The sequence below is a fragment of the Klebsiella sp. CN_Kp100 genome (assembly GCF_040065315.1).
GTDB classification, from domain to species: Bacteria; Pseudomonadota; Gammaproteobacteria; order Enterobacterales; family Enterobacteriaceae; genus Klebsiella; species Klebsiella oxytoca.
In genome coordinates this window covers 152408-176305 of sequence record NZ_JBEAIJ010000004.1, presented here as the reverse complement: position 1 = coordinate 176305, position 23898 = coordinate 152408, and the positions used below count along the sequence as shown (strand labels likewise).

24 protein-coding genes are annotated in these 23898 nt (G+C 55.3%); 16 read left to right on the top strand and 8 right to left on the bottom strand.

Going from position 1 to position 23898, the window contains the following annotated elements:
* Window position 1: 1 nt before the first annotated feature.
* From ABLV12_RS04840 to ABLV12_RS04805, 8 genes are all read left to right on the top strand, one after another.
* The gene (locus ABLV12_RS04840) at window positions 2–355 is read left to right on the top strand and encodes a TIGR03750 family conjugal transfer protein (RefSeq protein ID WP_348866841.1); all 354 of its coding nucleotides are present in this window, start codon (window positions 2–4) and stop codon (window positions 353–355) included.
* Window positions 352–1011 (top strand): PFL_4703 family integrating conjugative element protein, encoded by a 660-nt coding sequence (locus ABLV12_RS04835; RefSeq protein ID WP_348866840.1) that lies wholly within the window; start codon window positions 352–354, stop codon window positions 1009–1011. The genes ABLV12_RS04840 and ABLV12_RS04835 overlap by 4 nt, the downstream gene beginning before the upstream one ends.
* Window positions 1008–1775 carry a TIGR03749 family integrating conjugative element protein gene (locus ABLV12_RS04830; RefSeq protein ID WP_348866839.1) on the top strand — a complete coding sequence of 256 codons (768 nt, stop codon included), beginning with the start codon at window positions 1008–1010 and terminating at the stop codon, window positions 1773–1775. Before ABLV12_RS04835 ends, ABLV12_RS04830 begins: the two co-directional genes overlap by 4 nt.
* Window positions 1772–3067, top strand: coding sequence for a TIGR03752 family integrating conjugative element protein (locus ABLV12_RS04825; protein WP_348866838.1), 1296 nt, complete (start codon window positions 1772–1774; stop codon window positions 3065–3067). The genes ABLV12_RS04830 and ABLV12_RS04825 overlap by 4 nt, the downstream gene beginning before the upstream one ends.
* On the top strand, window positions 3064–3423 hold the full coding sequence (locus ABLV12_RS04820; protein WP_348866837.1) for a TIGR03751 family conjugal transfer lipoprotein: 360 nt from the start codon (window positions 3064–3066) through the stop codon (window positions 3421–3423). The genes ABLV12_RS04825 and ABLV12_RS04820 overlap by 4 nt, the downstream gene beginning before the upstream one ends.
* Window positions 3420–6068, top strand: coding sequence for a conjugative transfer ATPase (locus ABLV12_RS04815; protein ID WP_348866835.1), 2649 nt, complete (start codon window positions 3420–3422; stop codon window positions 6066–6068). The genes ABLV12_RS04820 and ABLV12_RS04815 overlap by 4 nt, the downstream gene beginning before the upstream one ends.
* Window positions 6069–6255: 187 nt before the next feature.
* Window positions 6256–7812 carry an AAA family ATPase gene (locus ABLV12_RS04810; RefSeq protein WP_348866834.1) on the top strand — a complete coding sequence of 519 codons (1557 nt, stop codon included), beginning with the start codon at window positions 6256–6258 and terminating at the stop codon, window positions 7810–7812.
* On the top strand, window positions 7805–8662 hold the full coding sequence (locus ABLV12_RS04805) for an HNH endonuclease (protein ID WP_348866833.1): 858 nt from the start codon (window positions 7805–7807) through the stop codon (window positions 8660–8662). Before ABLV12_RS04810 ends, ABLV12_RS04805 begins: the two co-directional genes overlap by 8 nt.
* 131 nt (window positions 8663–8793) lie before the next feature.
* On the opposite strand, the gene ABLV12_RS04800 is transcribed toward ABLV12_RS04805, so the two are convergent.
* Together ABLV12_RS04800 and ABLV12_RS04795 are read right to left on the bottom strand one after the other, a co-directional pair.
* A complete protein-coding gene (locus ABLV12_RS04800) occupies window positions 8794–9018 on the bottom strand; it encodes a helix-turn-helix transcriptional regulator (RefSeq protein WP_348866832.1) in 225 nt (74 codons plus the stop codon).
* Window positions 9019–9100: 82 nt separating this feature from the next.
* Window positions 9101–9331 carry a helix-turn-helix transcriptional regulator gene (locus ABLV12_RS04795; protein WP_348866831.1) on the bottom strand — a complete coding sequence of 77 codons (231 nt, stop codon included), beginning with the start codon at window positions 9329–9331 and terminating at the stop codon, window positions 9101–9103.
* Window positions 9332–9434: 103 nt separating this feature from the next.
* On the opposite strand from ABLV12_RS04795, the gene ABLV12_RS04790 reads away from it, so the two are divergent.
* The 4 genes from ABLV12_RS04790 (at window position 9435) to ABLV12_RS04775 (ending at window position 12496) form a co-directional block, all read left to right on the top strand.
* Window positions 9435–9710 carry a helix-turn-helix transcriptional regulator gene (locus ABLV12_RS04790; protein ID WP_348866830.1) on the top strand — a complete coding sequence of 92 codons (276 nt, stop codon included), beginning with the start codon at window positions 9435–9437 and terminating at the stop codon, window positions 9708–9710.
* 230 nt (window positions 9711–9940) lie between these two features.
* Window positions 9941–10315 carry a PTS glucitol/sorbitol transporter subunit IIA gene (locus ABLV12_RS04785; protein WP_348866829.1) on the top strand — a complete coding sequence of 125 codons (375 nt, stop codon included), beginning with the start codon at window positions 9941–9943 and terminating at the stop codon, window positions 10313–10315.
* Between the two features lie 41 nt (window positions 10316–10356).
* Window positions 10357–11715 (top strand): amino acid permease, encoded by a 1359-nt coding sequence (locus ABLV12_RS04780; RefSeq protein ID WP_348866828.1) that lies wholly within the window; start codon window positions 10357–10359, stop codon window positions 11713–11715.
* Entirely contained in the window at window positions 11693–12496 is an 804-nt protein-coding gene (locus tag ABLV12_RS04775) for a creatininase family protein (protein WP_348866827.1), read from the top strand. Before ABLV12_RS04780 ends, ABLV12_RS04775 begins: the two co-directional genes overlap by 23 nt.
* Before the next feature lie 109 nt (window positions 12497–12605).
* Here ABLV12_RS04775 and ABLV12_RS04770 read toward each other — a convergent pair whose 3' ends face one another.
* From ABLV12_RS04770 to ABLV12_RS04750, 5 genes are all read right to left on the bottom strand, one after another.
* A complete protein-coding gene (locus tag ABLV12_RS04770; RefSeq protein WP_348866826.1) occupies window positions 12606–13619 on the bottom strand; it encodes a fimbrial protein in 1014 nt (337 codons plus the stop codon).
* A complete protein-coding gene (locus ABLV12_RS04765; protein ID WP_348866825.1) occupies window positions 13616–16123 on the bottom strand; it encodes a fimbria/pilus outer membrane usher protein in 2508 nt (835 codons plus the stop codon). Before ABLV12_RS04765 ends, ABLV12_RS04770 begins: the two co-directional genes overlap by 4 nt.
* A gap of 10 nt (window positions 16124–16133) precedes the next feature.
* Window positions 16134–16814: a molecular chaperone gene (locus ABLV12_RS04760; RefSeq protein WP_020845987.1), complete on the bottom strand. Its 681-nt coding sequence runs from the start codon at window positions 16812–16814 to the stop codon at window positions 16134–16136.
* A gap of 103 nt (window positions 16815–16917) precedes the next feature.
* Window positions 16918–17430 carry a fimbrial protein gene (locus ABLV12_RS04755; RefSeq protein ID WP_009654430.1) on the bottom strand — a complete coding sequence of 171 codons (513 nt, stop codon included), beginning with the start codon at window positions 17428–17430 and terminating at the stop codon, window positions 16918–16920.
* Between the two features lie 367 nt (window positions 17431–17797).
* Complete coding sequence (locus ABLV12_RS04750) at window positions 17798–18388, bottom strand: tyrosine-type DNA invertase (RefSeq protein ID WP_105889571.1); 591 nt, start codon at window positions 18386–18388, stop codon at window positions 17798–17800.
* A gap of 213 nt (window positions 18389–18601) precedes the next feature.
* On the opposite strand from ABLV12_RS04750, the gene ABLV12_RS04745 reads away from it, so the two are divergent.
* The 4 genes from ABLV12_RS04745 to ABLV12_RS04730 all read left to right on the top strand — a co-directional run bounded on the left by ABLV12_RS04745 (window position 18602) and on the right by ABLV12_RS04730 (window position 23375).
* Window positions 18602–19534: a TIGR03756 family integrating conjugative element protein gene (locus ABLV12_RS04745; protein ID WP_348866824.1), complete on the top strand. Its 933-nt coding sequence runs from the start codon at window positions 18602–18604 to the stop codon at window positions 19532–19534.
* 11 nt (window positions 19535–19545) lie between these two features.
* Entirely contained in the window at window positions 19546–20907 is a 1362-nt protein-coding gene (locus ABLV12_RS04740) for an integrating conjugative element protein (RefSeq protein WP_348866823.1), read from the top strand.
* Window positions 20904–22406, top strand: coding sequence for a conjugal transfer protein TraG N-terminal domain-containing protein (locus ABLV12_RS04735; RefSeq protein ID WP_348866822.1), 1503 nt, complete (start codon window positions 20904–20906; stop codon window positions 22404–22406). Before ABLV12_RS04740 ends, ABLV12_RS04735 begins: the two co-directional genes overlap by 4 nt.
* Before the next feature lie 96 nt (window positions 22407–22502).
* Window positions 22503–23375 carry a phosphorothioated DNA-binding restriction endonuclease gene (locus ABLV12_RS04730; RefSeq protein ID WP_032670675.1) on the top strand — a complete coding sequence of 291 codons (873 nt, stop codon included), beginning with the start codon at window positions 22503–22505 and terminating at the stop codon, window positions 23373–23375.
* Window positions 23376–23413: 38 nt separating this feature from the next.
* Here the strand turns inward: ABLV12_RS04730 and glgS are convergent, their stop codons facing one another.
* Window positions 23414–23614, bottom strand: a complete 201-nt coding sequence (gene glgS, locus ABLV12_RS04725) for a cell surface composition regulator GlgS (protein ID WP_001561269.1) — start codon at window positions 23612–23614, stop codon at window positions 23414–23416.
* Window positions 23615–23898: the final 284 nt, after the last annotated feature.

The window sequence follows — 23898 nt, the reverse complement described above, 5'->3', positions numbered from 1 at the left end:
TATGGCGACCATCCCTTTTCTCCCCGACCGCCTCAACCGTGAGCCCGTGGTCTGGCGCGGCCTGACCACCAGCGAGTTGTTTCTGGCGCTGGCTCTCGGTCTTGGCGTCGGCTGCGCGTTCGGTATTCTGCTGGCCCTGATAACCCACTACTGGCCATTAATCCCCGGTTCGGCACTGGCGGGCGCGGCATTACTGATTCAGGGCAGCGGACGCATCCTGGCCCGCGCGAAACGCAGTAAGCCCGACACCTGGCTGCCACAAGCGATCCTCGCCTGGCTGGAACGCCACCATCTTCGAGGTGTACAGCTGGTTCAGCACAGTACCGTGTGGGTGGTACGCAGGAGCCCGCGATGAGCCGCTTTCGCCACGCGCTGGCCGAGCGCGATAACCATATCCTGACGCTGCGGGCAGTGATTGTTCTGCTGTGCCTGTGTCTGGCGGGCGTTGGCTACGGCTGGTACCGCGCCCCGCAAAAGCTCACCCTTTGGTTCCCGCCGGACCTGCGCAGCGGCAGCACTCGCCCGTGGTGGGAAGTACCGCCCACCAGCGTTTACGCCTTCACCTTTTATATCTTCCAGCAGCTTAACCGCTGGCCGGATAACGGCGAGGAGGACTATTCCCGCAACCTGCGCTCGCTGCGCGCCTATCTGACGCCCGCCTGCCACACCCGGCTGGAGCATGATTTTCAGGTGCGTCGCAACGGTGGTGAACTTCGCGAACGCACGCGCGGCGTCTATGAACTGCCCGGCCACGGCTACAGTAGCCTGGTGCATGACGGCGATAAACGCCCCGTCCCGCGCGTCGAGACCTTAAGCCGGGACGCCTGGCGGGTAACGCTGGATGTGGCGGTTGAGGAGTATTACCAGAACGAACCGGTGAAAAAGGCGCTGGTGCGCTACCCATTACAGGTGGTGCGCTACGCCATTGATGCGGAGAAAAACCCGTGGGGACTGGCGATCGATTGTACCGACGCCGCCCCGCAGCGTCTGGTGGCGGAGGATAAACCATGAAGACTGTCCTCCTGACTTTGCTATTCAGCCTCCCGGCCTTCGCCACGGAAGTGGTGCAGTGGGAAAACATCCCGCTGCCCGTCACGCTGCATGTCGGGCAGGAGCGGATTGTCGACGTGGGGAAAGCGGTGCGCATTGGCTATCCCGCCACGCTGGAAGGCAAAGTGCGTCTGCAAAGCGCGGGCGGCAAGGTCTTCCTGCTGGCAAATACGGCGTTTCCTGCCACCCGCATTCAACTACGAGATACCGCCAGCGGTGAGCTGATCCTGCTGGATATTCAGGCCGCCCAGGGCACTTCGCCACTTGAACCAATGCAAATTAGCTATGCGCCACAGACGTCTGCCACAGCAAAAACGCCCATCCCAGTAACAGCATCAACGGAGCCTCTGCCCGTTCTGCTGGTGCGCTATGCCGCGCAGAATTTGTATGCGCCGCTGCGCACTGTTGAAGCCCTGCCCGGCGTCACGCCTGCCCCCGTCCGGCTAGCAAAACGCATTACCACCTTACTGCCACAGCAGCCGGTCACCGCCACCCCGTTGGCGTCATGGCAGGTTAACGCCACTACCGTCACCGCTATCCGTCTGCAAAACCAGAGCGGGCAGCGCATCACGCTCGATCCGCGCGAGCTTCAGGGGCAGTTCACCGCCGCCGCTTTCCAGCATGACTGGCTCGGCCCACGTGGTCTGGCAGAAGATACCACCGTGGTGTACCTGGTGACGGAAGGCCCGGTTTCCCGCGCCCTGCTGCCGGAGCCGACACCATGATGCCGCGCCAGAGTCTGCTGCTGAAAATCCTGCTGCCGGTGATTGTTTTTCTCACTGGCTGGCTGCTGCTGCGCCCGGCAGGAAAAAGTACGCAGGAAACCATACCGGCCCGCAGCGTAGCGGCCTTAACGCAGCAGGAACTACGCGATCTGGGTATCGACGGCGACACGCCTGCCGATACCGTCGCCACGCTGGTCGGTCAGATGAAGCAGTACCGCCGGGAGCTTCAGGCAATCCAGAGCGATAATGAAAGCCAGCAGGCGCGCGAGAAGCGCCTCAAAGCCCAGCAGGCGACGCTGGTATCGGAGTTGCGCGGTGATATGCGCAGGCAGCAGGATCAGATGCACGATCAACTACTGAAAAGCCAGCGGGGATTGCTGGATAAGCTCGACCGTCTGATGGCGAAACGCCCAGACGATATCCCGCCGGGCTTAGGGTTGACGCCCGGCGAACTGCCCGCCGATGTGCAGCCGGATATCCGCTGGCTGGAGCCGCTGGATGCGCCCCCGCCTATGGATGAAAAGCTGCTGCGCGTCCCTCTGAAGGCGGCTGACAAACCGCCGCCAAAACCTGACGTGAAGGTCTACACCCTACCACAGAACGCCACGCTGACCGGATCGGTCGCCATGACAGCGCTGATTGGCCGCGTACCGCTTAACGGCACCGTCAGCGATCCCTATCCGTTCAAGCTACTGATTGGCGAGGACAACCTCACCGCCAACGGCATCGAACTGCCGGACGTGGCGGGCGCGGTGGTCTCCGGTATCGCCTCCGGCGACTGGACGCTCTCCTGCGTGCGCGGGCAAATCACCTCCATGACCTTTGTGTTTCACGACGGTACCATCCGCACCGTCCCGCAGGGCGGCAAATCCGGCAACAACCAGCAGGAGATCGGCTGGCTCTCGGATAACCAGGGGCTGCCGTGTATTCCTGGCGAGCGTAAGAGCAACGCGAAAGAGTACCTGACCTCGCAGTTCCTGCTGGCGGGTTCCGGCGCGGCGGCGCAGGCCTTCGCCAATGGCGAAAGCACCACCGTGGTGGAGGACGGCAGCATCACCAGCGCGGTGACGGGCAACAACGGTCAGTACGTCCTCGGCCAGGCCATCGGCGGCGGACTGAAGGAGACCGCCGACTGGATGAAACAGCACTACGGCCAAATGTTCGACGCCGTGTACGTGCCGCCGGGCCATAAGGTGGCGGTGCATCTCACCGAACAGTTGGCTATCGACTATGAGCCGGAAGGCCGCCAGGTGAAATACCCGCAGGCCAGCACGCCGGGAGGTCTGGAATGAAATTTACCATCCTTATACTTCTGTTGTTACTGGCCGGATGCAGCACCTCGCAGGAGGAAATGATGCCGGTCGACCTCGACGCCAGTATGCTCTCACTGTGGCAGCAGCAAAGCGGCGGCAGTGCCGCTCTGCTTGATGCGCGCGCCCAGTTGCGCCGTCCGCCCGATGGTTCAGTGGCGCAACCTGAGGCAAACACCATTCGCAGCCAGTTTCCGCGCCTGCCCAACCCGGATATGGTTCTCTACGTTTTCCGGCACCTCAATGGCAACACGCCGGTGCCCGGCTACAGCACCGTCTTCCCCTTCTACACCCGCCCGCAGTATGCGCTGCCGGGCGAACGCCTGACGCCGCCATGAGTGAACGGCGTGGCCTGACCGAACAGGCGCTGAATGCCAGCTACCGCAAGGGCCCGTCGTTTGTCGACTGGCTACCGTGGGTGGAGTTTTTGCCTGAGTCGCAGACGCTGCTGCTGGAGGATGGCCACTCTGTAGGTGCCGTATTTGAGCTAAATCCCGTTGGTACCGAAGGCCGTTCGACGGCGTTTCTGGAACAGATGCGCGATACCGTCACCGACGCCTTGCAAGATGCCTTTGACGAGCATGAGCGCGCCCCGTGGGTGGTACAGTTTTTCTGTCAGGATGAGGACGACAGCGAGGCATGGCTGGAGACGCTGGCGGCTTATGCCGCACCGGAAATTCGCGATTCTGCCTTTACCCGCGAGTGGCTCACACAGATGGCAAACCATATGGTGAATCTCACCCGCGATGAGGGGTTGTTTCTCGATAACACCGTGACCCGTACCCGCTGGCGGGCGACGTGGCGGCGCACGCGGATGGTGATATACCGCTGGCTTCCTGGTTTCTCGCCGGACGAACCGTCCCCGGAAGAGACGCTGAATAATATCTGCGAGCGTCTCACCGCCGGGCTAAAAGCGGCGGGCATCAGCGCAGTCCGTCAGAATGAGCAGGCCATTCACCGCTGGCTGGTGCGCTGGTTTAATCCTGCGCCACCCGATGAAGATAAAAAAGCCTTCTGGCGACAACTGGATTTACCGGAAGCAGAAGCCCTGCCCGTTATCACCGATTTCGCCGAACGCCTGCTGACAAGCGAACCGCGTTCGGACGCAGCGAACGGCGTCTGGTGGCTGGATAACCGCCCGCATAAGGTGGTGGTCGTCGACCGCCTGCGTAAAGCGCCGCCGCCCGGTCTGCTGACCGGAGAGACCACGCGCGGCGACGGCATCAACGCCCTGTACGATCTGCTGCCAGCAGGCACCATCATGAATTTGACGGTGGTGATATATCCGCAGGACAAGCTGGAGCAGCACATCAGCCACCTTTCCGAACGGGCGATTGGCGACAATACCGATTCCGAATACACCCGCCGCGACTGTCACGAGGTACGCAGCTACCTTAAGGACGGACATAAACTTTACCGCAGCACGCTGGCGTTTTACCTGCATGCGCCCGACACCGATACCCTGTTTCGCCAGCAGCGTCAGTTGCACAGCCTGTTGCTGAACGCCGGACTGGTTCCGATTCAGGAACAGCACGAAGTCGCCCCGCTCAGCCACTGGCTGCGCTGGCTGCCGATGTGCTTCGATCCCCTGCGCGATCCGCGCGGGCTGTATACCCGGCTCAACTTCGTCCAGCATCTCGCGGGGCTGCTGCCGGTGTACGGGCGGGAAACCGGCACAGGTCATCCGGGAATTTGTTACTTCAATCGCGGCGGCGCGCCGCTGTGCTTCGATCCGCTGAATAAGCTGGATCGTGCCCAGAACGGTCACCTGCTGCTGCTCGGCCCAACCGGAGCGGGCAAATCCGCTACGCTAAACGCCAAAATCGCGCAACTGATGGCGCTGCACCGTCCGCGCCTGTTTATCATCGAAGCCGGGAACTCGTTCGGCCTGATGACCGACTACGCCACCGCCCACGGACTGACGGTGAATAAAATCAGCCTGCGCCCCGGTTCCGGCGTCACCCTGCCCCTGTTCGCCGACGCGTGGCGACTGGTGGAACAGGCGGTTACCGACGCTGAACCGCCGGAAGACGAAGAAAGCGACGGCGATGACGAGCGTGACGTACTCGGTGAAATGGAAATCACCGCCCGGCTGATGATAACCGGGGGTGAGGCGAAAGAAGATGCCCGTCTCACCCGCCCGGACCGGGCGATGATCCGCCAAGCGATTATCGCTGCCGCCCACACCTGCTACGAGGAAAAGCGCCAGACGCTGACCCAGGACATTCGCGACGCACTGTTTGCTCTTTCCCGTGATGCCAGCCTGCCGGAAGCCCGCCGCCAGCGGGCGTATGAGATGGCGGAATCCATCAACCTGTTTTGCGCTGGGTTTGAAGGCGAGCTGTTTAATCGCGAGGGGCAGATATGGCCGGAGGCCGATATCACCCTGGTGGATCTCGCCACCTTCGCCCGCGAAGGTTATGAAGCGCAGCTTGCCATCAGCTATATCTCGCTGATTAACCATATCAATAACCTCGGCGAACGCGACCAGCATCTGGCGCGGCCCATTGTTAACATCACCGATGAGGCGCATATCATTACTGTTAACCCGCTGCTGGCGCGGTTCCTCACGAAGGGCTCAAAGATGTGGCGCAAGCTCGGCATCTGGCTGTGGCTGGCGACCCAGAACCTGGCGGATTTTCCCGATGAGGCGAAGAAGCTGCTCAACATGATCGAATGGTGGGAACTGCTGGTGATGCCGCCGGAGGAGATCGATCAGGTGTGCCGGTTTAAGGCGCTGACCGAGGAACAGCGGCAACTACTGCGCTCGGCGGTGAAATCGCCGGGGCAATATACCGAGGGCGTGGTGCTCTCGCCGCGCGTTGAGGCACTGTTTCGTGTGGTGCCGCCAGCGCTCTATCTGGCGCTGGCTATGACCGAGAAGCACGAGAAGGCCGAGCGGATGCGGATTATGAAGGAGACGGGATGTAATGAGGTTGAGGCGGCAATCATCTTGAGTGGAAGACATTTTATTAACAATTGATTTGCTGTTTCTCCTTCTACTAATTCGAGAAATAGTAAAAAGAAATTAAAACATCATTGCTACTTAAAATTTCTTATGGTTAACTTTGTTAGAGTAGTAATGTATTTTAGGCGAGAAACGAAAATTCGTGTAACACACATAAACGTTAAACTCTCATTATGTATTATTTACCGTCAGGAAATCACAATTGTTTACATTTAAAGTAACAAATAAAAAAACAATTTCAACGCAAAGGGAAATCAATACGGTTTATCTTTTTTTTCTCAACTGGAATGATTTTTCATATCGTACTTTGTTTAACATGGAGGTTACCGATTCCGTAGGAAAAAATCATAAAATTGGACAGATTAAAATAGGGTTCAATGGACAAACTACAGACATAAGTACTTATGATAAATTATCAAAAGAATTCTCCTCCCTTGAGAGTAATTTTTTTAGTCTTGCAGAAAGCCCTGAATTTTATAAAAACCTATATTCGTTAGGCGAACAACATTGCCACACAATATTAAAAAAATTAAAAAATGTTGTTATAAGTAAAACATCATTAAAAAAGGCATCTAATGAAGATGTTTTTAAAACATCTTTATTAAGAGATGTAAACATAAATACAGTCAAAGGGCAATTCACGCGATTAATCAGAGGAGATGAACTCCTTTCTGAATTCGACTTTGAGTTTATTCGACAAAATCATAAATATTCTGATATGAATATCAGATTCAAAGTTGATCCTTTTTCATACCCTCCTAGCAATATTCACACTCTAATTGGCAGAAACGGGTTAGGAAAAACCACTATTCTCAATGAAATGGTTAGTTCTATCGTCAAAAGAGATTGTCTAGACAGTGTTTATTTTGAAGATGATTTCGGCAGAAAAATAAACTCAGAATATTTTAGCACTGTTATATCAATTTCATTCAGTGCTTTTGATCCGTTTAATCCTATTAGTGAGCAAAATGATCCTCAACTAGGTACTTGCCATTATTACATTGGATTAAAGAAAGCAGAAAGTGATAGAAAGAAACCAATATTAGAAGATATTAGTGTATTACATAATCAGTGCATCGAATCTATTAAGGTATGTTTCTCGGATGAATCTAGGAAAAAACTATGGATTGAATCAATTATTAACCTTGAATCGGATACCAATTTTTCCGACCTACAATTATCCTTACTCACTGAGTTAAATGGAAATGCACTGAAAAAGGCTTGTAGTGAGCGACTGCAAAGAATGAGTTCAGGCCATGCAGTTGTATTTATGACAATCAGTAGATTAGTTGAAAAAGTACAAGACAAAACACTTGTATTGTTCGATGAACCTGAAAGTCATTTGCATCCTCCATTATTATCGGCATTCATTCGCTCATTGAGCAACCTGCTTTATAAACGTAACGGCGTAGCAATAATTGCCACTCATTCACCTGTAGTTGTTCAAGAAGTTCCAAAGAATTGTTGCTGGGTACTAACACGTTTCGGAGATGAAATGCGATACGCTAGACCATCTATTGAAACTTTCGCTGAAAATGTAGGAACACTTACAAAAGAAGTGTTTAGATTGGAACTGGAACAGTCTGGATTCCATAAATTACTAAAAGAAAAAGTTGATGAAGGATTAAGTTTCAATGAAATTATGACTGAGTTCAGAAAAAAAATTGGCTTTGAAGGCCAAGCTATTCTCAGAAGCATGATCATGTTGCGTGATAAAGGACTTAGTAAAAAAATGTCGGATGGTAAAAGCAATGAATAAAATAAACTTTCCAGATATTAATTGTGATGGTTTTTTCTCAACATGTTTATTGTCGGTTAGTCGGAGAAAGCAGGGATACAAAGAAAAGCTTACTAATATTTCTAATTTAGTTGAGGAAGAATGGTCAGTTTTTGATAGAAATATAAACCCCAAAAATCTCTATCGGTTATCTCCATGTAGAATAAGAGAGCCAGATCAAATAATAATAGAAAACGTTACAAAAAAAGAATTAATGGATCTTTATTCTACCTACATGTGTAAACAAAAAAGCCAGTCCAGAAAAATATACGATCTTTTGCGGGCCTCTTCAAAAAATGGAATATGCCCATTATGTGGAATTAATGGTGTAGCAACTTTAGATCATTATCTTCCTAAGTCTCGATATCCATTACACTCAGTAAATCCTAGAAATCTTATACCAGCTTGCGAAAATTGTAATACAGGGAAAGGTTCTGGAATATTTCTTTCTGAATCTGAACAAACATTGTACCCTTACGATGACACGAATAAATTCTATTCAACAGATTGGATAACTGCAACAATAATCAAAGATGAAATATTAACTTTCGAATTTTTCGCGACACCACCTGATGAGTGGTCTCAAAATGAGCGTGAGCGAGTTATAAATCATTTTGAAGGATATAATCTCAGCCAAAAATATTCTATAAACTCAGCCCAATTTATAACTACTGTCATAACAATGATCCGAACATTGCTGATTGCAGGGGATCATACTAATGTTCATGAGCACTTTAATAACTTAGCAAGTAACGTCCCGGCTAATTCCACACTAAGAGCTATGTACAGGGCGGTCGCCTCTGACCCAGTTATCTGCAGAGGTGATTTTTAAGTTAGAATAATCGGTAACAGTAAACTATATAACATACTTGTTACCGATTAAAATCAGCCGAAAAAAAATAAATAAAGATATAAACTAGGAACTCAAATAAATTTATATTCCTAAGTTGATAGGCAGACTTTTCACAATTTTTGTAGAATACTGACAGGATTAATATTCACAATTCTGCAAAAACGAACAAACTCCACAACATCCAGACGTCTTTCTCCACTCTCAACTTTTGCGATAAATGACTGCGGCCTTCCGAAAGCACTGGCAACCTCTTGCTGAGTAATGCCACAGGCAATCCGCGCATCCCGGAGGGCCTTAATCACCATCTGGTAGTCATTTGAGTAGATAGAAGTCATCCCGGCAGCCTCAACTCTATGTTAAGACTGACTATCCGGTGGCCTTGTCATTATCCCAAAACAGGATAATAACCCACGCAAATTACTTCATAACTGCGTTCAGTATTTCTGCGGGATCAAGTGAAAGCAGGCGAGCAATAGTAGCAAATTCAATCACGTCCAGACGGCGCTCACCATTCTCCACCTTAGCAACGAATGACTGGGGTTTGCCCAGCGATTCTGCCAGTTGAGATTGAGTAATCCCCCGATTAATCCTTGCAGAGCGCAGTAATTTTATAACTAGCTGATATTCATCAGAATAAATAGATGACATTCAAAAAACTCGATTAATATCCCAAAATCGAATATCAGCCATTTACATAAATATCCCAAAATGGGATATTTCATCAGCTTTGTAACACAAGAAGGTAAAAGGAATGACTAAAAAAGACTGGCACCCCGCCGACATCATTGCCGCCTTGCACAAACGCGGCACCAGTCTGGCGAAACTCTCGCGGGAAGCGGGACTGGCCTCATCAACGCTGTCGAATGCCCTGAATCGCCCATGGCCCAAAGGCGAGTGGCTGATTGCCATCGCCCTCGACGTGCATCCGTCAGAGATTTGGCCCGGCCGTTACCTCAATTCCAGTAACAAACGCGAACCCAAAAAACCGTTTCACCCCATGACATCAACTGAAAACTCCGGGACATAACGACCCGCGCTGTGAGTGGCAGGACGCATTAACCAACGACACCTGACAGGAGAGTTGTTTATGCACACCGAACCACGACCTTGCACCATCATGATGACAGCCGGAGGCCACCATCTACTGGCCTCCCAAACTCAGGATTTTACTCCCCTCTTCAAAAGTCATGCCTTCTCATTCACGCCAGGCCATCTGGCAGGCAACGCACTCACGCCCGGCAAACGGGAGAACGAGCCATGATGACCTACTGCGCGCGCATCGTTGCTATCGGGTTGTTTGTCGCCGACGGTCTGGCTGACCGGATGCTGATCACCTTCGACAGCAGCGGGCCGAACGACTGCCTCGATTACTCCCTGTCGCTGGATCCCACATTCCGGGAAGAAAACCTGCTGATCCTGCCTGGCGATCGGCTGATGTTGGCGAACTACGACTATCTGGTCACCGCCGTGGGCAAAGAGGCTCAGCGGTCGCTGTTTGAACTCGGCCACCTGACCATGGTGTTTAACGCCAGCCTGAACGCCTGTTATGCAAAAGCGGTTCATCTTTCCGGCCCGGTCCCGAAGCTTCGCGATCTATCCGGCAACCTGCGGATTGAGGAAGGGCAGCCATAAGCGCGGTCCTGAATCCATCCACAACAAAAAGAGTAGATATTATGGAACTCGACAGAAGCCTGAAAGCCCGCCACCTGACGATGATTTCCGTGGGTGGCGTGATTGGTGCCGGATTTTTCCTCGGTGCCGGGGCCGCCATCGCCCGCACCGGCCCGTCGGTGATACTGGCCTACCTTATCGGCGGCGTCATCACTCTGTTTATTATGCTGTTGCTCGCCGAAATGGCTGTCTCCCGCCCGGTGTCCGGCTCTTTTGAATCTTATGCCCGCACCGCCTTCGGCCCGTGGTGCGGTTTTATCACCGGCTGGACCTACTGGCTGGCGTTCCTGATTGGCCCGGCCTCGGAGGCGATTGCCGCAGGCACCTTCCTCAACCTGTGGTTTCCCGGTGTCCCCGTGTGGCTGTTCTGCCTGGCGATCGCTTCGTCGCTCACCGCCATCAACATGGTCGGCGTGCATTTCTTTGGTGAAGTGGAGTTCTGGCTAAGCCTGGTCAAGGTGGTGGCGCTGCTGGCCTTTATCATCGCGGGCTGCTACAGCCTCGGACTGGATGACGCCTCTCCCGCCAGCGTGGCGAACGTCACCGACAATGGCGATTTTTTTGCCGCCGGGCTGCCGGGTTTTCTTGGCGCGATGCTGATCGTCATTTTCTCCTTCGGCGGAACGGAGGCCATCGGCACCGCCGCAGGCGAAAGCGAGAACCCGCAGCGCGACATCCCCCGCACACTGCGCGGCACCGTGGTGCGTATCCTACTGCTATATATCGGCTCGCTGACCGTCCTGCTGCTTATCCTGCCCTGGCAGCAGGCTGGCGTCAGCAGCAGTCCTTACGTGGAGGCTTCCGGTATTCTCGGCGGCGAGATGGCGCGGCATATCATGAATTTCGTGGTGCTGACCGCCGCGCTCTCCTGCATTGATACCGGGGTTTACGCTACCTCGCGGATGCTGCACGCCATGGCCTGCGACGGTTATTTCCCTGACTGGTTTGCCCGTCTTCACCCGACGCACAGAACGCCTGATAACGCCATTCTCGCCAGCAGCCTGGTACTGTTCACTGGCGTCATCATCGCCATTATCTCACCGGATGCGTACGTCATCCTGGCGGGGATTTCCGGGTTCGGCTTTCTGTTCACCTGGCTGATGATTGCCTTAAGCCAGCCGGCCCTGCACCGGATCGCACTGCATGACGGAACGCTGAAATACAGGGCTCCGGCAGCGCGTTACATCCAACCGCTCACCGTAGGACTAATTGTACTGGTCATGGCCGGGCAGTTTTTTACCGACGGCGGCGGCATCACCCTGGTCACCGTAGTGATCTGGCTGGCGCTCGCCAGCGCCTATTACCTCTTTGTGGTTCGTAAAAACAGGAGACTGTCCGATGAAAAAAGTGATGCTGAATGAACTGACCGGCCGTGAAATTCGCGAATTATTGCAGTCCGGCCAGGAGATCACCGCGATCGTCAGCTTTGGTAGCTGTGAAAACCATGCCGATCATCTGCCGCTCGGTCCCGATATGTTTGTTCCGGAAACGGTCGCCTGCCGGGTGGCGCAGCGGATGAGCAACACTCTCGTGCTGCCCTGCACACCGTTCGGTACGTCCGTTCATTACAACGCCTATCCGCTGGCAATCACCCTGCGCTATGAAACCAATATCGCGCTGGCGGAAGATATCTTCACCAGCCTGCTGCACCACGGTATCCGCCGGATACTGGTCATTAACGGCCATGACGGTAACATCCCGGCCATTGAGATTGCCGCCCACAATGTGAAGGCCCGCCACCGGCAGGCGGCGATTGTAGTCGTTCCGGCGTGGTGGGATCTGGTGGGCCATCATCTCGGAAAGGGATTTTTCGACACATGGGACAACACTGGGCTCGGACACGGCGGCGAAGGAGAGACCTCGGTGATGATGGCCTTGCTCCCGGAACTGGTGGAATTAAAGTACGCGCAAAAACAGATCCCGGAGGAGGTGTTCAGCGATTACGGAGTGAACCGGATCTGGGATATCGGGGAGATCAGTGCCACCGGGGCGACCGGCGATCCGCGCTGTGCCTCGGCGGAAAAAGGCGAGCGGATCCTCGCTTGCCTGGTAGATGTGCTGTGCGCGTTGCTGGGCAAGCTGGATGCAGCTAACTGGCAGTGTGGATCAGCCAGAGAATCACATCCGACATCCCGCAGTTAGTGCCTGTTACCCACGGGGAAGCATCGCCTTTCCCGTGGGTATTGTTGACAGGATTTCTTTTCTGCCACTAACCGAACTGTTCACGCCCAGGCAATCCCTGAACATCAGATTACTTATACGTCAGCGTAAACGTCGCCGTGGCATTAGCAGTTCCCGGCGTTATCGTCTGTTCCGTCTGGTAATAGCGCGCCTGAAGCTGGACGGTTTCCATCCCGCCCTGAGGCGATGTCCAGTAAAATGTCTCCTGGCCAAATTTCACCGCACTGCCGCCGTTAGGCTGGAACCAGAGCTGAACGCCAACGCCGCTGGCCGTCGAACTGCTCCCCGCATTATCAAGCTTCATCACATCCGTCATGCTGCCTACAGCACCAGCCGCCGGATCGATGCGCACGTTAATCCGGGCGTTCTGATCGCAATCCAGGCCTATAGTAAATGTCTTCCAGGAGGTGGTCGTGCCTACCCCGCTGAACTCATTTTTATTATGATCCCCCAGCGAAACATCAACCGGATTGGTCGTGACACTACAGGCAACCGAGGTTATCTGCCCTCCTGCGAAAGATACCGGCTGCTCTGTACTCCAGTTTGCCGTTTCCCTGACACCGGCATAAAAGTAACCTGCGTTACCGCTTAATGCACCCGTCTGTATATTTCCCGTTTTAATTAAGCGGATACGCATTTGATCGGTAAAAGCCGGTCTGTCACCATTGTTATGGGACGTTTTCACGACCGACTTCTCTGAGGTGCCCGCTTTTATACCCTGCCAGCCAATCCAGGCCTGCGATCCTACCTGCGCATTACCTTCCACCACGAATCCAACACCGGGTAAATTGGTATCGAAGACGGCTTCACCGTTATAGCTCAGCCCGGAAGAGCGGCCGTTGTAACTTTTGATCCCATTTTCAATGTTGTACTGTAACTGACTGTCGTAATTGCAGTTCTGGTAAGCAACGCCTGAATTAGAGTAGATCCAGTCAGTGAAGGGCTGCCCAACCGCCACATCCCGCTGTACAGTAACTGAACCGGGGTTGAGGGTAAAACTCCCGACCGCATCACAAGCAGCGTTCACCCCGCTGGATATTGCCAGTAAAACCAGCATGCAAGCCCACTGCATCATTTTATTCATTCCCGGCACTCCTGTTCTGTTTCTGTCACCGGTACGTTTCCGGCATTCTCCGGCAGGCGGTAATGCACCACGCACTGCTGCGCCCCGTTCCAGTCCACCGTGATATCGCCCTCATCCGGCACGCCCGTCAGATATACCTGGCCGTCATCGCCGACGATGCCGCTGCCGCCCCCCTTTAGCTTCGCCTGTGCGCCAAACGGTGCCGGCAGCCCGCGGTAAATCAGCGTCATCAGTACGCGCCGACCGACGCGGGTGTTGAAATCGGCCATTACCACCGCCCCCTGCGTCGGCGTCACGGTCTGTACGGCGGTATCGATATCGACGCCGTCGCCGAGCGTGCTGGTATCCAGCGCGATACGGTTTTTCCGGTAGGCGTTGACATATGGCACGACCGCGTAGCCGCGCCAGTCGGTGTATACCCCGGTGTTGTTCTGCACTTTGGCGTCATCCGCGCCGGGCGCTTTGACGACCGCCAGCGAGTCACCGAGCGGCTGGGAGAGCGTAATGCCGTGTGGATGGGCGACAATGCCGCCTTTCAGGCCGTAGTTAATCTGACGGCTATCCTCGTCATAGTTGTAGCCGCCGGTGATTTCCCCCTGCCCGCCTTTATAGTCGGCGTTGATATTGCCGGAGCCGCCCCCGCCATGGTTGGTATAGCTCTGCTGGAGGCTGTAGCTGAGGTTGTTATCGGCAAGCAGAGTGCCGTTGAGCCCCGCCTGCTGGCGGGTGTCGCCGTGCTTCGCGGTGTTGACGCTGTAGCTGGCCCACGCGTTCGGCATAAAGCGGCTGAGCGGTACCTGGATGCTGAACGCCAGCTGCTGGTCGGCAGGCTGGGTGCTGTCCGGGTACTCACTGTAGCTGTATGAAATGCTGTAACTGATACCGTTGATATTGCCGTTCCAACCGGTACTCAGGGTGCGTTCATAGCCGTCCTCCTGCCAGTAGTCCTGCTGGTAGCCGGAAACAAAGAATGAGCCGTAGCTGCCAATGCTCTGAGTGAGATCGAGCTGGAGTTTCTGCCGCTTGTTGTACGTCAGCCGCCAGCCGTCGTCGCTGTCTGAGCGTAAATCGTTCGCCTCCTGGAAGGTGTAGAACCCCTCCGTGGAATAGCGGTACGCCGCCAGGGTGAAGCTGGTATCGGTGGCCTGAAAATCTTTTGAGTACTGCACCCGGTACGACTGGCCGTCGTGAGTTTCATCGTTATTCAGCGTGGTGTGCGCAGCGGTGATATCGGCGGAAACCGAACCCAGCTCGCCGAGACCAAACCCCAGACCCGCCGCCCCGGACTGATAGTCCTCCGAGTACAGCGTGCCGCCATAAATCGTGATGGCGTGCGGCAGGCCGTAAATTGCCGTTATCTGGCCAAACTCAGGCTCATCGCTGTCGCTGTTGCCGCTGCGGTATTTCCCGGCAGTGAGGGCATACTTCAGGCGGCCTTCACGCTGCATAATCGGTACCGCAGAGAATGGCTGAATAAAGGTTCGCTCGCTGCCGTCGGCTTCTTTAATCGTTACCTCCAGATCGCCGCTGCCCGATGTCGGGTAGAGATCGCTGATGGCGAAGGCCCCCGGTGCGACGTAGCTCTGATAGATGGTGTAGCCGTTCTGCTTAATGGTGACCTGGGCGTTCGACTGGGCAATACCGCGGATGATCGGGGCAAACCCGCGCAGGCTGTCCGGCAGCATATTGTCATCCGACGCCAGTTGCGCGCCGCGAAACTGCACGCTGTCGAAGATGTCCGACGGGGTGTAGCTGTCGCCGAGCGTAAGTTGCCCCTGCAGGCGCTGGATATCCCGCTGAAGATACGTGTTCACTGAATCCCAGTGGCTGCCGTTATCCTCATCGTAATTCCAGGTGGAATAGTTGCGTAGCCGCCACGCGCCGAGGTTCAGCCCGCTCTGCAGGTTAGCGTAGTAGTTATCATCGGAGCCATTTTCCCCGTCGCGCCAGGTATTGCTACCGCTGAGGTTATAGTTCAGCAGCGCGGCAGGTACGCCCTCGTCCCATTCGGACGGATCCACCCAGCCTCGCGCAGTGGCGCTCATCGCCGCCTGCGGGATACTGAGATTCAGTTGCAGTTTACTGAAACGCAGTTCGCTGGAAGCCATCGGGATATAGCGGCCAATATCCTCCAGCGGTTTGTCCGCTGGCAGTGCGGCAAGCGCAGGAAACGCGGCGGTGTTCACGCCCCAGGCTTTCAGCATCGCAGGGGTTAACTGCGCGGTGAGTTTTTTATCTGCCCCGGTAACAAAGGCAATATCCTGCGCTTCGCCCTGCTGCTCGCCGTTCACATACACCGTCACCCGGTAGGTGCCAGGTAACTGGCCATCGGCTTCGGCAAAGGCGGATAAGTCAGCAACCGCCTGGCCCGGGCTGTCCAGCTCCAGCGCGTGGGTATTGAAGGTCTCGCGGGCTTCCGCATGACGCAGATAACCCAACAGGAGCACCATAATCAGCAACAGCGCCAGCAGGAAGATCATCAGTCGGGAATTAGGGTTATTCATATTCCCTCCTTCAGAGTTTGCGGCTTTCGGTCTGACTGACGCCGCCGTAATCACTGATCGACTGCCAGGTCACCGTGGACGCCGTGGCCGATGGCAGCGTGAAGCTGACGCTGCCTTTCGGCGGCACCATATCGGCCTCTTTAATCTCCTGCCCGTCCGCCTTTAAGGTGAACAAAGTGACGTAGTAAGACGTGGGATTGCTGACCGTAAGACGATTGCCGCTACGGGAGACAGACAGATGGTGGTAAGCCGTCTCCGGCTGTCCTTCCAGCCCCGCCGGGCGGTAAAAGAGTTTCAGGCGGGATTTCACCACCACCTGCAGAACGTTGTTATGCGGCACGCTGTCGTCGGTGGCAGGAATGGACTTCACGTTCAGCCAGAACACCGATTCCCGGTCTTCAGGCAGGCTCCCTCCAGTGCGCACAATGCGCAGGATGTTCTCTTCGCCTGGATTAATACGAAACAACGGCGGCGTGACGATAAACGGTGTTTTACTTCCCTTCATCCCGCTGTCTACCCAGCTCTGTACCAGCCAAACACCGGATCTGTCGGGGTTACGTATAGAAGCGGAGGTCTCTTTTTTGTCGCCGTTATAAATGATCCGTGTCCCGCCAATGACAATCCCGGCCTGTGCCTGCACGGTAAATACGGCCAGCAATAGCGCCAGCAAAATGTCTGCATACCTGTTCATCTTGTTATCTCCGGACGAAAAATACGCATCCCTGCGAAACGCTCCCTGTTATGCGGCGGCGCATGGGTAGGAGGAGGAGAATGCGCCCCGCGACGGCACAGCGTTATTTGTAAATGATGGTGAACTCAGAGGTACCGTTTGCTGTACCGGTGGTGACCGCCGGGCCTGTGGAGACATAGCGGGCGACAAAGTCGAGCGCGTTTGCGCCTTCTGCGAGGGTGTAGTCGGATGAAGCGGAGTGCAGCGGGATGGCCGTGCCGTTTTTATCTGCGATCTGGATCCCGACCCCGGTGGCGATGCCCGTGCCACTGTCCAGCGCCAGCAGGCTCTGGTCGTTGTTATCGGATGTCCCGTCAAATTTCACATTTGCTCCGGTGACCGTTTCCGGGCACTCGCTCACGTTGATGGTAAATTGCGTTGGCGCCGCTCTCATCCCCTTTGCCCCGTTAAGGGCGGTCTGGGCAACATTGCCGAGGTTCACCGGTAGATTCTGGGAGCCTGTGTCGATCTTGCAGGTCTGGTCGGTAATGCTACCGGTGAAATGGATGGTACCGTCGGCGGCCATGGCATTAGCCGCCGCCAGCATAAAACACGCGCTTAACATCGTTTTTTTCATGTGTTTCTCCTTGATGAAAGAACATTCGGGACTCGGCCCCGCATCACTCTGGCGGTGAAAAAATCTGCGTTAGACTTTCCCGTTAGTGCCAGAGTGGTGAGTTCAGGAGAAAATGATGTGGAAGAAGAGAATGAGAAATAAAATGCCATCGGGAGAGGAACTGAGCTTGCAGAATGGCATAAAACAGTAAAGCGGTGAGCGAATGAATACTGGCAACGTGAACCTCTAAAGCACGTTGCCAGCAAGGGCCAGAGGAACATCATGTATCTGCTACGTTTTATTTTTATTTAAAAACAGAGAGATAATCCGTTATCAAAAGGGGTCTCAGAAAAATTTTGACACTTTGCTAAATTTTTCTGATACTACTTTACATTCTGGCACTAAATGTGTGGTTTTCTTTCACACTGCCCCAAACATTCATAAACCTCTGCGTATTTGTCGCCGTATAAATCACCGTATGCCGGATGTTCCGGTGCCCCAGGTAATCCTGTATCAGACGTGTATCACGCCCTAAATCCGCCAGCGCGTAACCGCATCCATGTCTCAGCATATGGGGATGCGCTGAAATACTGACACCGCCCAGTTCGCCGTAACGTCTGAGCAATAACCGGACCTGATGGCGCGACAGCGGCCCCCCCTTCTGTGACAGGAAAAGCCAGTCAGAGTCAGCATCCCGCCAGCGACGGCGCACCGTTAACCAACGCATCAATGCGGGCAATTCGGCATCGAACAGCGGATGCTGTGTTGACAGGCTATTTTTGAGCCGCCTGACATACACCGAACCACCGACCAAATCGATATCCGACAGTCGCATTCCGCACAGTTCACTGACCCGCAGACCGTGTATAAAACACATCTGAATCAGGCAGTAATCCCGCTCAAAATGGATCCCTCTGTCCGCTGCAAGCAGTATCTGCCCCACTTCATGGAGGGTCAGATGTTTTCGTTTTACTGGCATAAGCTTTGCTCCTTAAACACAATAAAAAATGAAGAAAAAAACAGGCCGGAACCACTTTCGTAGCCCGGCCTGAACCACAGAATAACACCAGAAAGCCCGGCAAAGGTTGATGACAGACTCAACAATTTTCACGGGCTGGTTCCAGTTTTCAGCAGTGATCGTATGAGCATTGCGCTACACCCGGCAGAAGAAAACTCTGTTGCCGGAGGCGTTATGCCAGACCGATTTTCTCTTCTGTTGCCCCTGATGCTGTGCGCCGCTTTCCCGCTCAGAGCCATTACCACGCCGGAAATTGCCGCTTCCGCCCTGTCGCCGGACTGCGTGAACTACCGGGTGGTCGGCCTGTGCTACTGGCTGTATTGCACGCCGCTCGGTTGCTCGGTACGCACGTCGATGAAGGTCAGTCATTTTCGCCCGGATCTGGTGATGTCGGCTTACAGCAACACGGGGCAGAATCCATGGGCGGAGATGTCGCCGTTAAGCCCTCCGATACCTGGCGTTGCCGAAGGCGGCGGCGATACGAATCCTCGTTCAGCCAGCCAGCACAGCAAGATCCGCTTTAAGAATGCCGATGCCATCGGCTTCCCGGCAGGCGATGAACTGGCGACGTTTTTCACCCAGTTTGGCTATATCTGCTCGCCCTCATCGCAGCCTTTTCAACCGTACTTTCTGAGTCAACTCGATACGCTGGCGTGGCGCAGCGGTGTGCCGGAAATGACCTACCCGGAGGCGCTGACGCAGGGCATGCGGGAAGTCGGTCAGAACGGCGATATGTGGGGCAATATCTACCCGCGCGCCGGAGCCATCAGCCAGACGCACGACTATAAAGCCGCCGCCGTTATCGCCCAGCGCGTGGCCGATCTGGTGACGCGTACCGGGCAACCGCATATCTACACGCCGCTGACGGCGTCCTCCCGTGCCGGGTACTGGCCGCCCTCCCCGGTTATCGAAGGCGACAGCAATAACCATCGCTGGCAGATGCTCACGCCGAAAAAATCCGCCGCCTGTTCGGTGTTCCCGGATGGTCGCGCCACCGACACCTACGCCGACAAACTGGCGGAGGATGGTGCGTACGCCTGGACGCTGTGGCGGCCTTACAAATGCTGCCCAAGTCGCGGGCAGACCTTCCTCGGCAGTACGGGTTAACGGAGGCGGTGATGAGATTCCTTTGCCTGGTCTTACTGTTTTTCGCCTGGATTTGCGTGGCCGCCGATGACTACAGCTTCCGCACACGAGGTGCCGTCGACGACCTGCTTTACTACCAGATTGGCAGCGGCGAGGCGGTCATGCCGCCTCCGGTACGCCACAGCCCCTCGCCGCTCAGCGTGGGCATTGGCTGGAACGCCGATATGATGTGCGGCAATTTCGACATCGACACCACGGTGCGCAACCAGCTAAACGGCATCACCGATGGCTTCCAGCAACTGATGGGCAACGTTATCCAGAGTGCCACCGGGGCGGTCGCCAGCCTGCCCGCGATGATTATCCAACGCGCCAATCCGCAGCTTTATGATCTGCTGACCAACGGCGTGCTGCAGGGACGGCTGGATTTTGATAAGTCGCTGCTAAACTGCCAGAAAATGGCGGAGAAGATGACCGACTTGGCGGCCGATTCTGCCTGGTTTTCCGGAGCCAAAGCGGAGAATTACCAGTCCCTCGCCGCCAGCGATAATGACGCCATCCGCACCGACCAGAAAGCGGCAAAAGAGGCCGCCGAAAAGGGTAAACTTTGGGTGGGCGGCGAAAAGCGCGGCGGCAAAGGCCAGCCGCCGATTAAGGTAGTCCATGACGCCACCGCCGCAGGCTGGAATATCCTTAACCAGCAGCCCGCCACCAGCACCACTTCTCTTACCTCCTCTGAATGCGACGGGGAACTTTGCACCACCTGGAAATCCCCTGAAGAGGCCGCCGGGTGGATGACCCGCGTGGTCGGCGAGCAGACCATCAGCGTGGCGCAGGCCACCGACGATCCGGACGCACGTTCCGGCGCACAGGCGGGGATCGGCCTGCATCCGCTGATCGACGAAGAAAAGGCGAAGATCCTCCCCCTCCTCACAGATCTGGTTAATGGCAGTCAGAAACCCGGCTTCGACAACCTGGCGAAAGCCTCCGGCGGATCCATGCAACTGACCCGTGGCATCGTGGAAGCGCTACGCGACGACCCGGATATTGCAGTTCTCACCGAACGGCTGGCGGGAGAGCTGGCGCTGGCCCGCGTCACCGAACAGGCGCTGCTGGCCCGGCGCACGCTGCTCGCAGGTATGCGCGAACCGAATATCGCCAACGTCAAAGAGGCGCAGGAAAGCCTGGGCAAAACCACCGCCCAACTGGATGAAGAGCTGAGCCAGCTTAAGCTGGAACTCGATTTCCGCCAAGCGCTGACGCGCAATACCGCAAGCCTTATCCTGCAACGCAAACAGCAGCGCGACCAGCTTCAGGGCCAGGCGGTGGAGGTGCCGGACGACAGCGACCGCCGCCTGCACAATCTCAATAATCCACAGCCGGACAGTCCGCGATGACCGCCAGCAGCTATTTCGAGTATGTGCTCACCCTGCTCGGCTGGCTGGTGAACAACGGCGTGTGGCAGACGCTGACCGCCACCGGGCTGTTCGCCCTGCCCCTGCTGGCGAAGCTGATTGCCCTGTGGCTGAAGGCGCGCGGCCAGGGGGCTGATGAAGGCAACGTCGCCCGCCTGCTGGTCGTCTGGGTGGAGCACTCGCTCTACAGCGCCCTGCTGGTGATCTTCTTCGCGGGTGTGCCGTTCCTCAATGTCGATATCAATACCCTCACCTACGACAGCCAGCGCACGAAGCAGTGCGGCTGGTCGGTGGTACAGCCCGGTGATTCCGGCTATGCGCCGTTGATTAATGAACTCAGCGGCCAGAGCGCCTCGGTGCCGGTGTGGTGGTACTTCACCCACGCGCTGGGCAAGGGCATCACCAGCGCCGCCGTCGCGGTGCTCCCCTGTAAGCCGGACCTTCGTCAGCTGCGCTTTGAAGTACAGCACACCCGGATCGCCGATCCGGCGCTGGCGCAGGAACTACAGGATTTCGTTAACGACTGCTACGGGCCGTCGCGGGCAAGGCTCAAGCGGCTGGGCAGCGATATCAGTGAGGAGCAAAGCCGGGAAGTGGACTGGGTGGGATCGGCCTTTTATCTCGCCACGCCGGGCTATTACGACCACGAACACTCCCGTTCGCCACTCACCGCCTGGCCTTATGACGCCAGCCGCGACGACGGTCTGAGCGATACGGGTGGAGGTGGCTATCCTGCGTGTAAGGCGTGGTGGTCCGATGGTGATGCGGGGCTGAAAAACCGGCTACTGAAGCAGGTCGATACCACGCTCTGGCAGCAACTACAAAAACTGGGACAGTCGAAAGAGGAGTATGAAGAGGCGGTACTGCGCTCGCTGGTGAGCCCGCGCAATATGCAGGTGTCGCAGGGAGGTCTGGTGTACAACGGGTTTGGTGGGAGTGCGGGGGATCATTTAAGTCAGACGCAGTTGCTGAGTCGTGTGGGCGGGATCATCGGCGCGGGGCTTTCGAGCTACGCTCTTTTTCCGGCGTTTGATAACGTCCGCCAGGCGCTGCCGATGGTACAGGCTTTCCTTGAAATGGCGCTGGTGATTTGTATTCCGGTGATCCTGCTGTTCTCGGCATGGGATCTTAAAACGGTCATCACACTGAGTTTTGTGCAGTTCGCCCTGTTCTTTCTCACCTTCTGGTGGGAACTGGCTCGCTGGCTGGATAACTGGCTGATGCAGATGATGTACGACAGCGACACCCACTCGTACTTCAATCTCTGGGGCCTGCAAAACACCTCCGACGATCTGATTGTGAATATCATTATGGGCGTGATGTTCCTGGTGTTACCCGCATTCTGGCTGGGGGCGCTGACGTGGGCGGGCGTCAGGATCGGCGCGGCCATCGCTGGTGTGATGGGCAGCGCGGTCGGCGATATCCGTAGCGCTGGTGAACAGGTCGGGAAGATGATCGTAAGTAAAACACGCATTCCCTGAGGATTTCGTACTGGCGGTGTGATGAACGGGGCTTGAGTCACCGGCATTTTGCGAGCATGATCGCAATAACATCAGCCTGTTACCCGGTTCCTTCTTATGATCTCTCCAGAAACGCTGCAATCCGCCATCTCTAACGTCTCTGTCTGGCGTCAGGGTGACGTATGCGCGCCGCATAAACCGCTGCTGCTGTTGTACGTACTGTCGCAGTACAAAGCAGGCCATCCACGCCTGTTTAACTACGGTCTGGAAATCCACGAACCGCTTACTCGCCTGCTGAAAGAGTTTGGTCCCAAGCGACGCACCGATTACCCCAATATGCCGTTCTGGCGGCTGCGAACTGACGGCTTCTGGGAGATCGCTCACGCAGAAGGCTGCAAACCGCGTAAGGGCAATACTCAGCCGACAAAGAAAGAACTGATTGATAACCAGGTGGCGGGCGGCTTCGATGAAGCGGCCTACCAGCAATTGCTGGCACATCCAGAGATGATCGACCAACTGGCTCAGAAGATCCTCACCGATCGCTTCCCGGAAAGTATTCAGCGGATCCTGGCCAACCAACTGGGATTCGATTTTATCGATCGCTCCAGGAACCGCGATCCGCGTTTCAGGGATATCGTTCTTCGCGCTTACCACTCACGGTGCGCGTTCTGTGGTTACGATCTCAGACTCGATGGCGCGCTGGTTGGTATTGAAGCAGCGCATATTCACTGGAAAGCGTACGGTGGCCCGTGCGTGGTGAACAATGGACTGGCGCTCTGTACGTTGCACCACGATGCGTTTGATATGGGAGCATTCGGGCTGGATGAGAGTATGACCATCCACATCTCCGGCGGCGTCAGTCGTAGTCCGGTGGTAGACCATCTGTTCTGGCACCGGGACGGCCAGCAGTTATTCCTTCCTTATGACAAAACGCAGTGGCCTGCTGAACAGTATGTTGGCTGGCACCGAAAACAGATTTTCAAAGCCTGAAAATACGCAACGGGCCGTTAAGCCCGTTGTTCGTTACATCACCGCAGTTCTATCACTCTCGCCCGCTCAGCCTGCTTTCGGTAGTGGTCGTATCGCTCCCGGAACCATGCTTGCTGTTCATCACTCATATTGCCGGTCACGGCATCGATATCCACTGGCTGGCCCAGGGCGTGCATACGGGCAAAACTGCGCGCCAGAAAATCAAAATTCTTCAATGCGTTTATATCTTGTCGGTTCATTAGCATATCCCTCCAGTCATTGTGTTTACTGTTCAAGGTCATATGCTTTTCTGATTTCAGTATCCGCCTGAAAAAGATCATTTTTTTGAGCGATGCGTGCGCATCAATCTGCCTGCGTTCACATTTCAGGAACGACAAAACTCTTCAGTCCCGGTAATGATTTTCCCCTCCCTTTTATCACCCGCACAGAAAACACTACCGCCAGCCATGCAGTAAGTTCGCCATGTATCCGGAAGGTGCGAACGGCGCAGATGCGCAGGATACCCGTACCATTCCATCCCGCA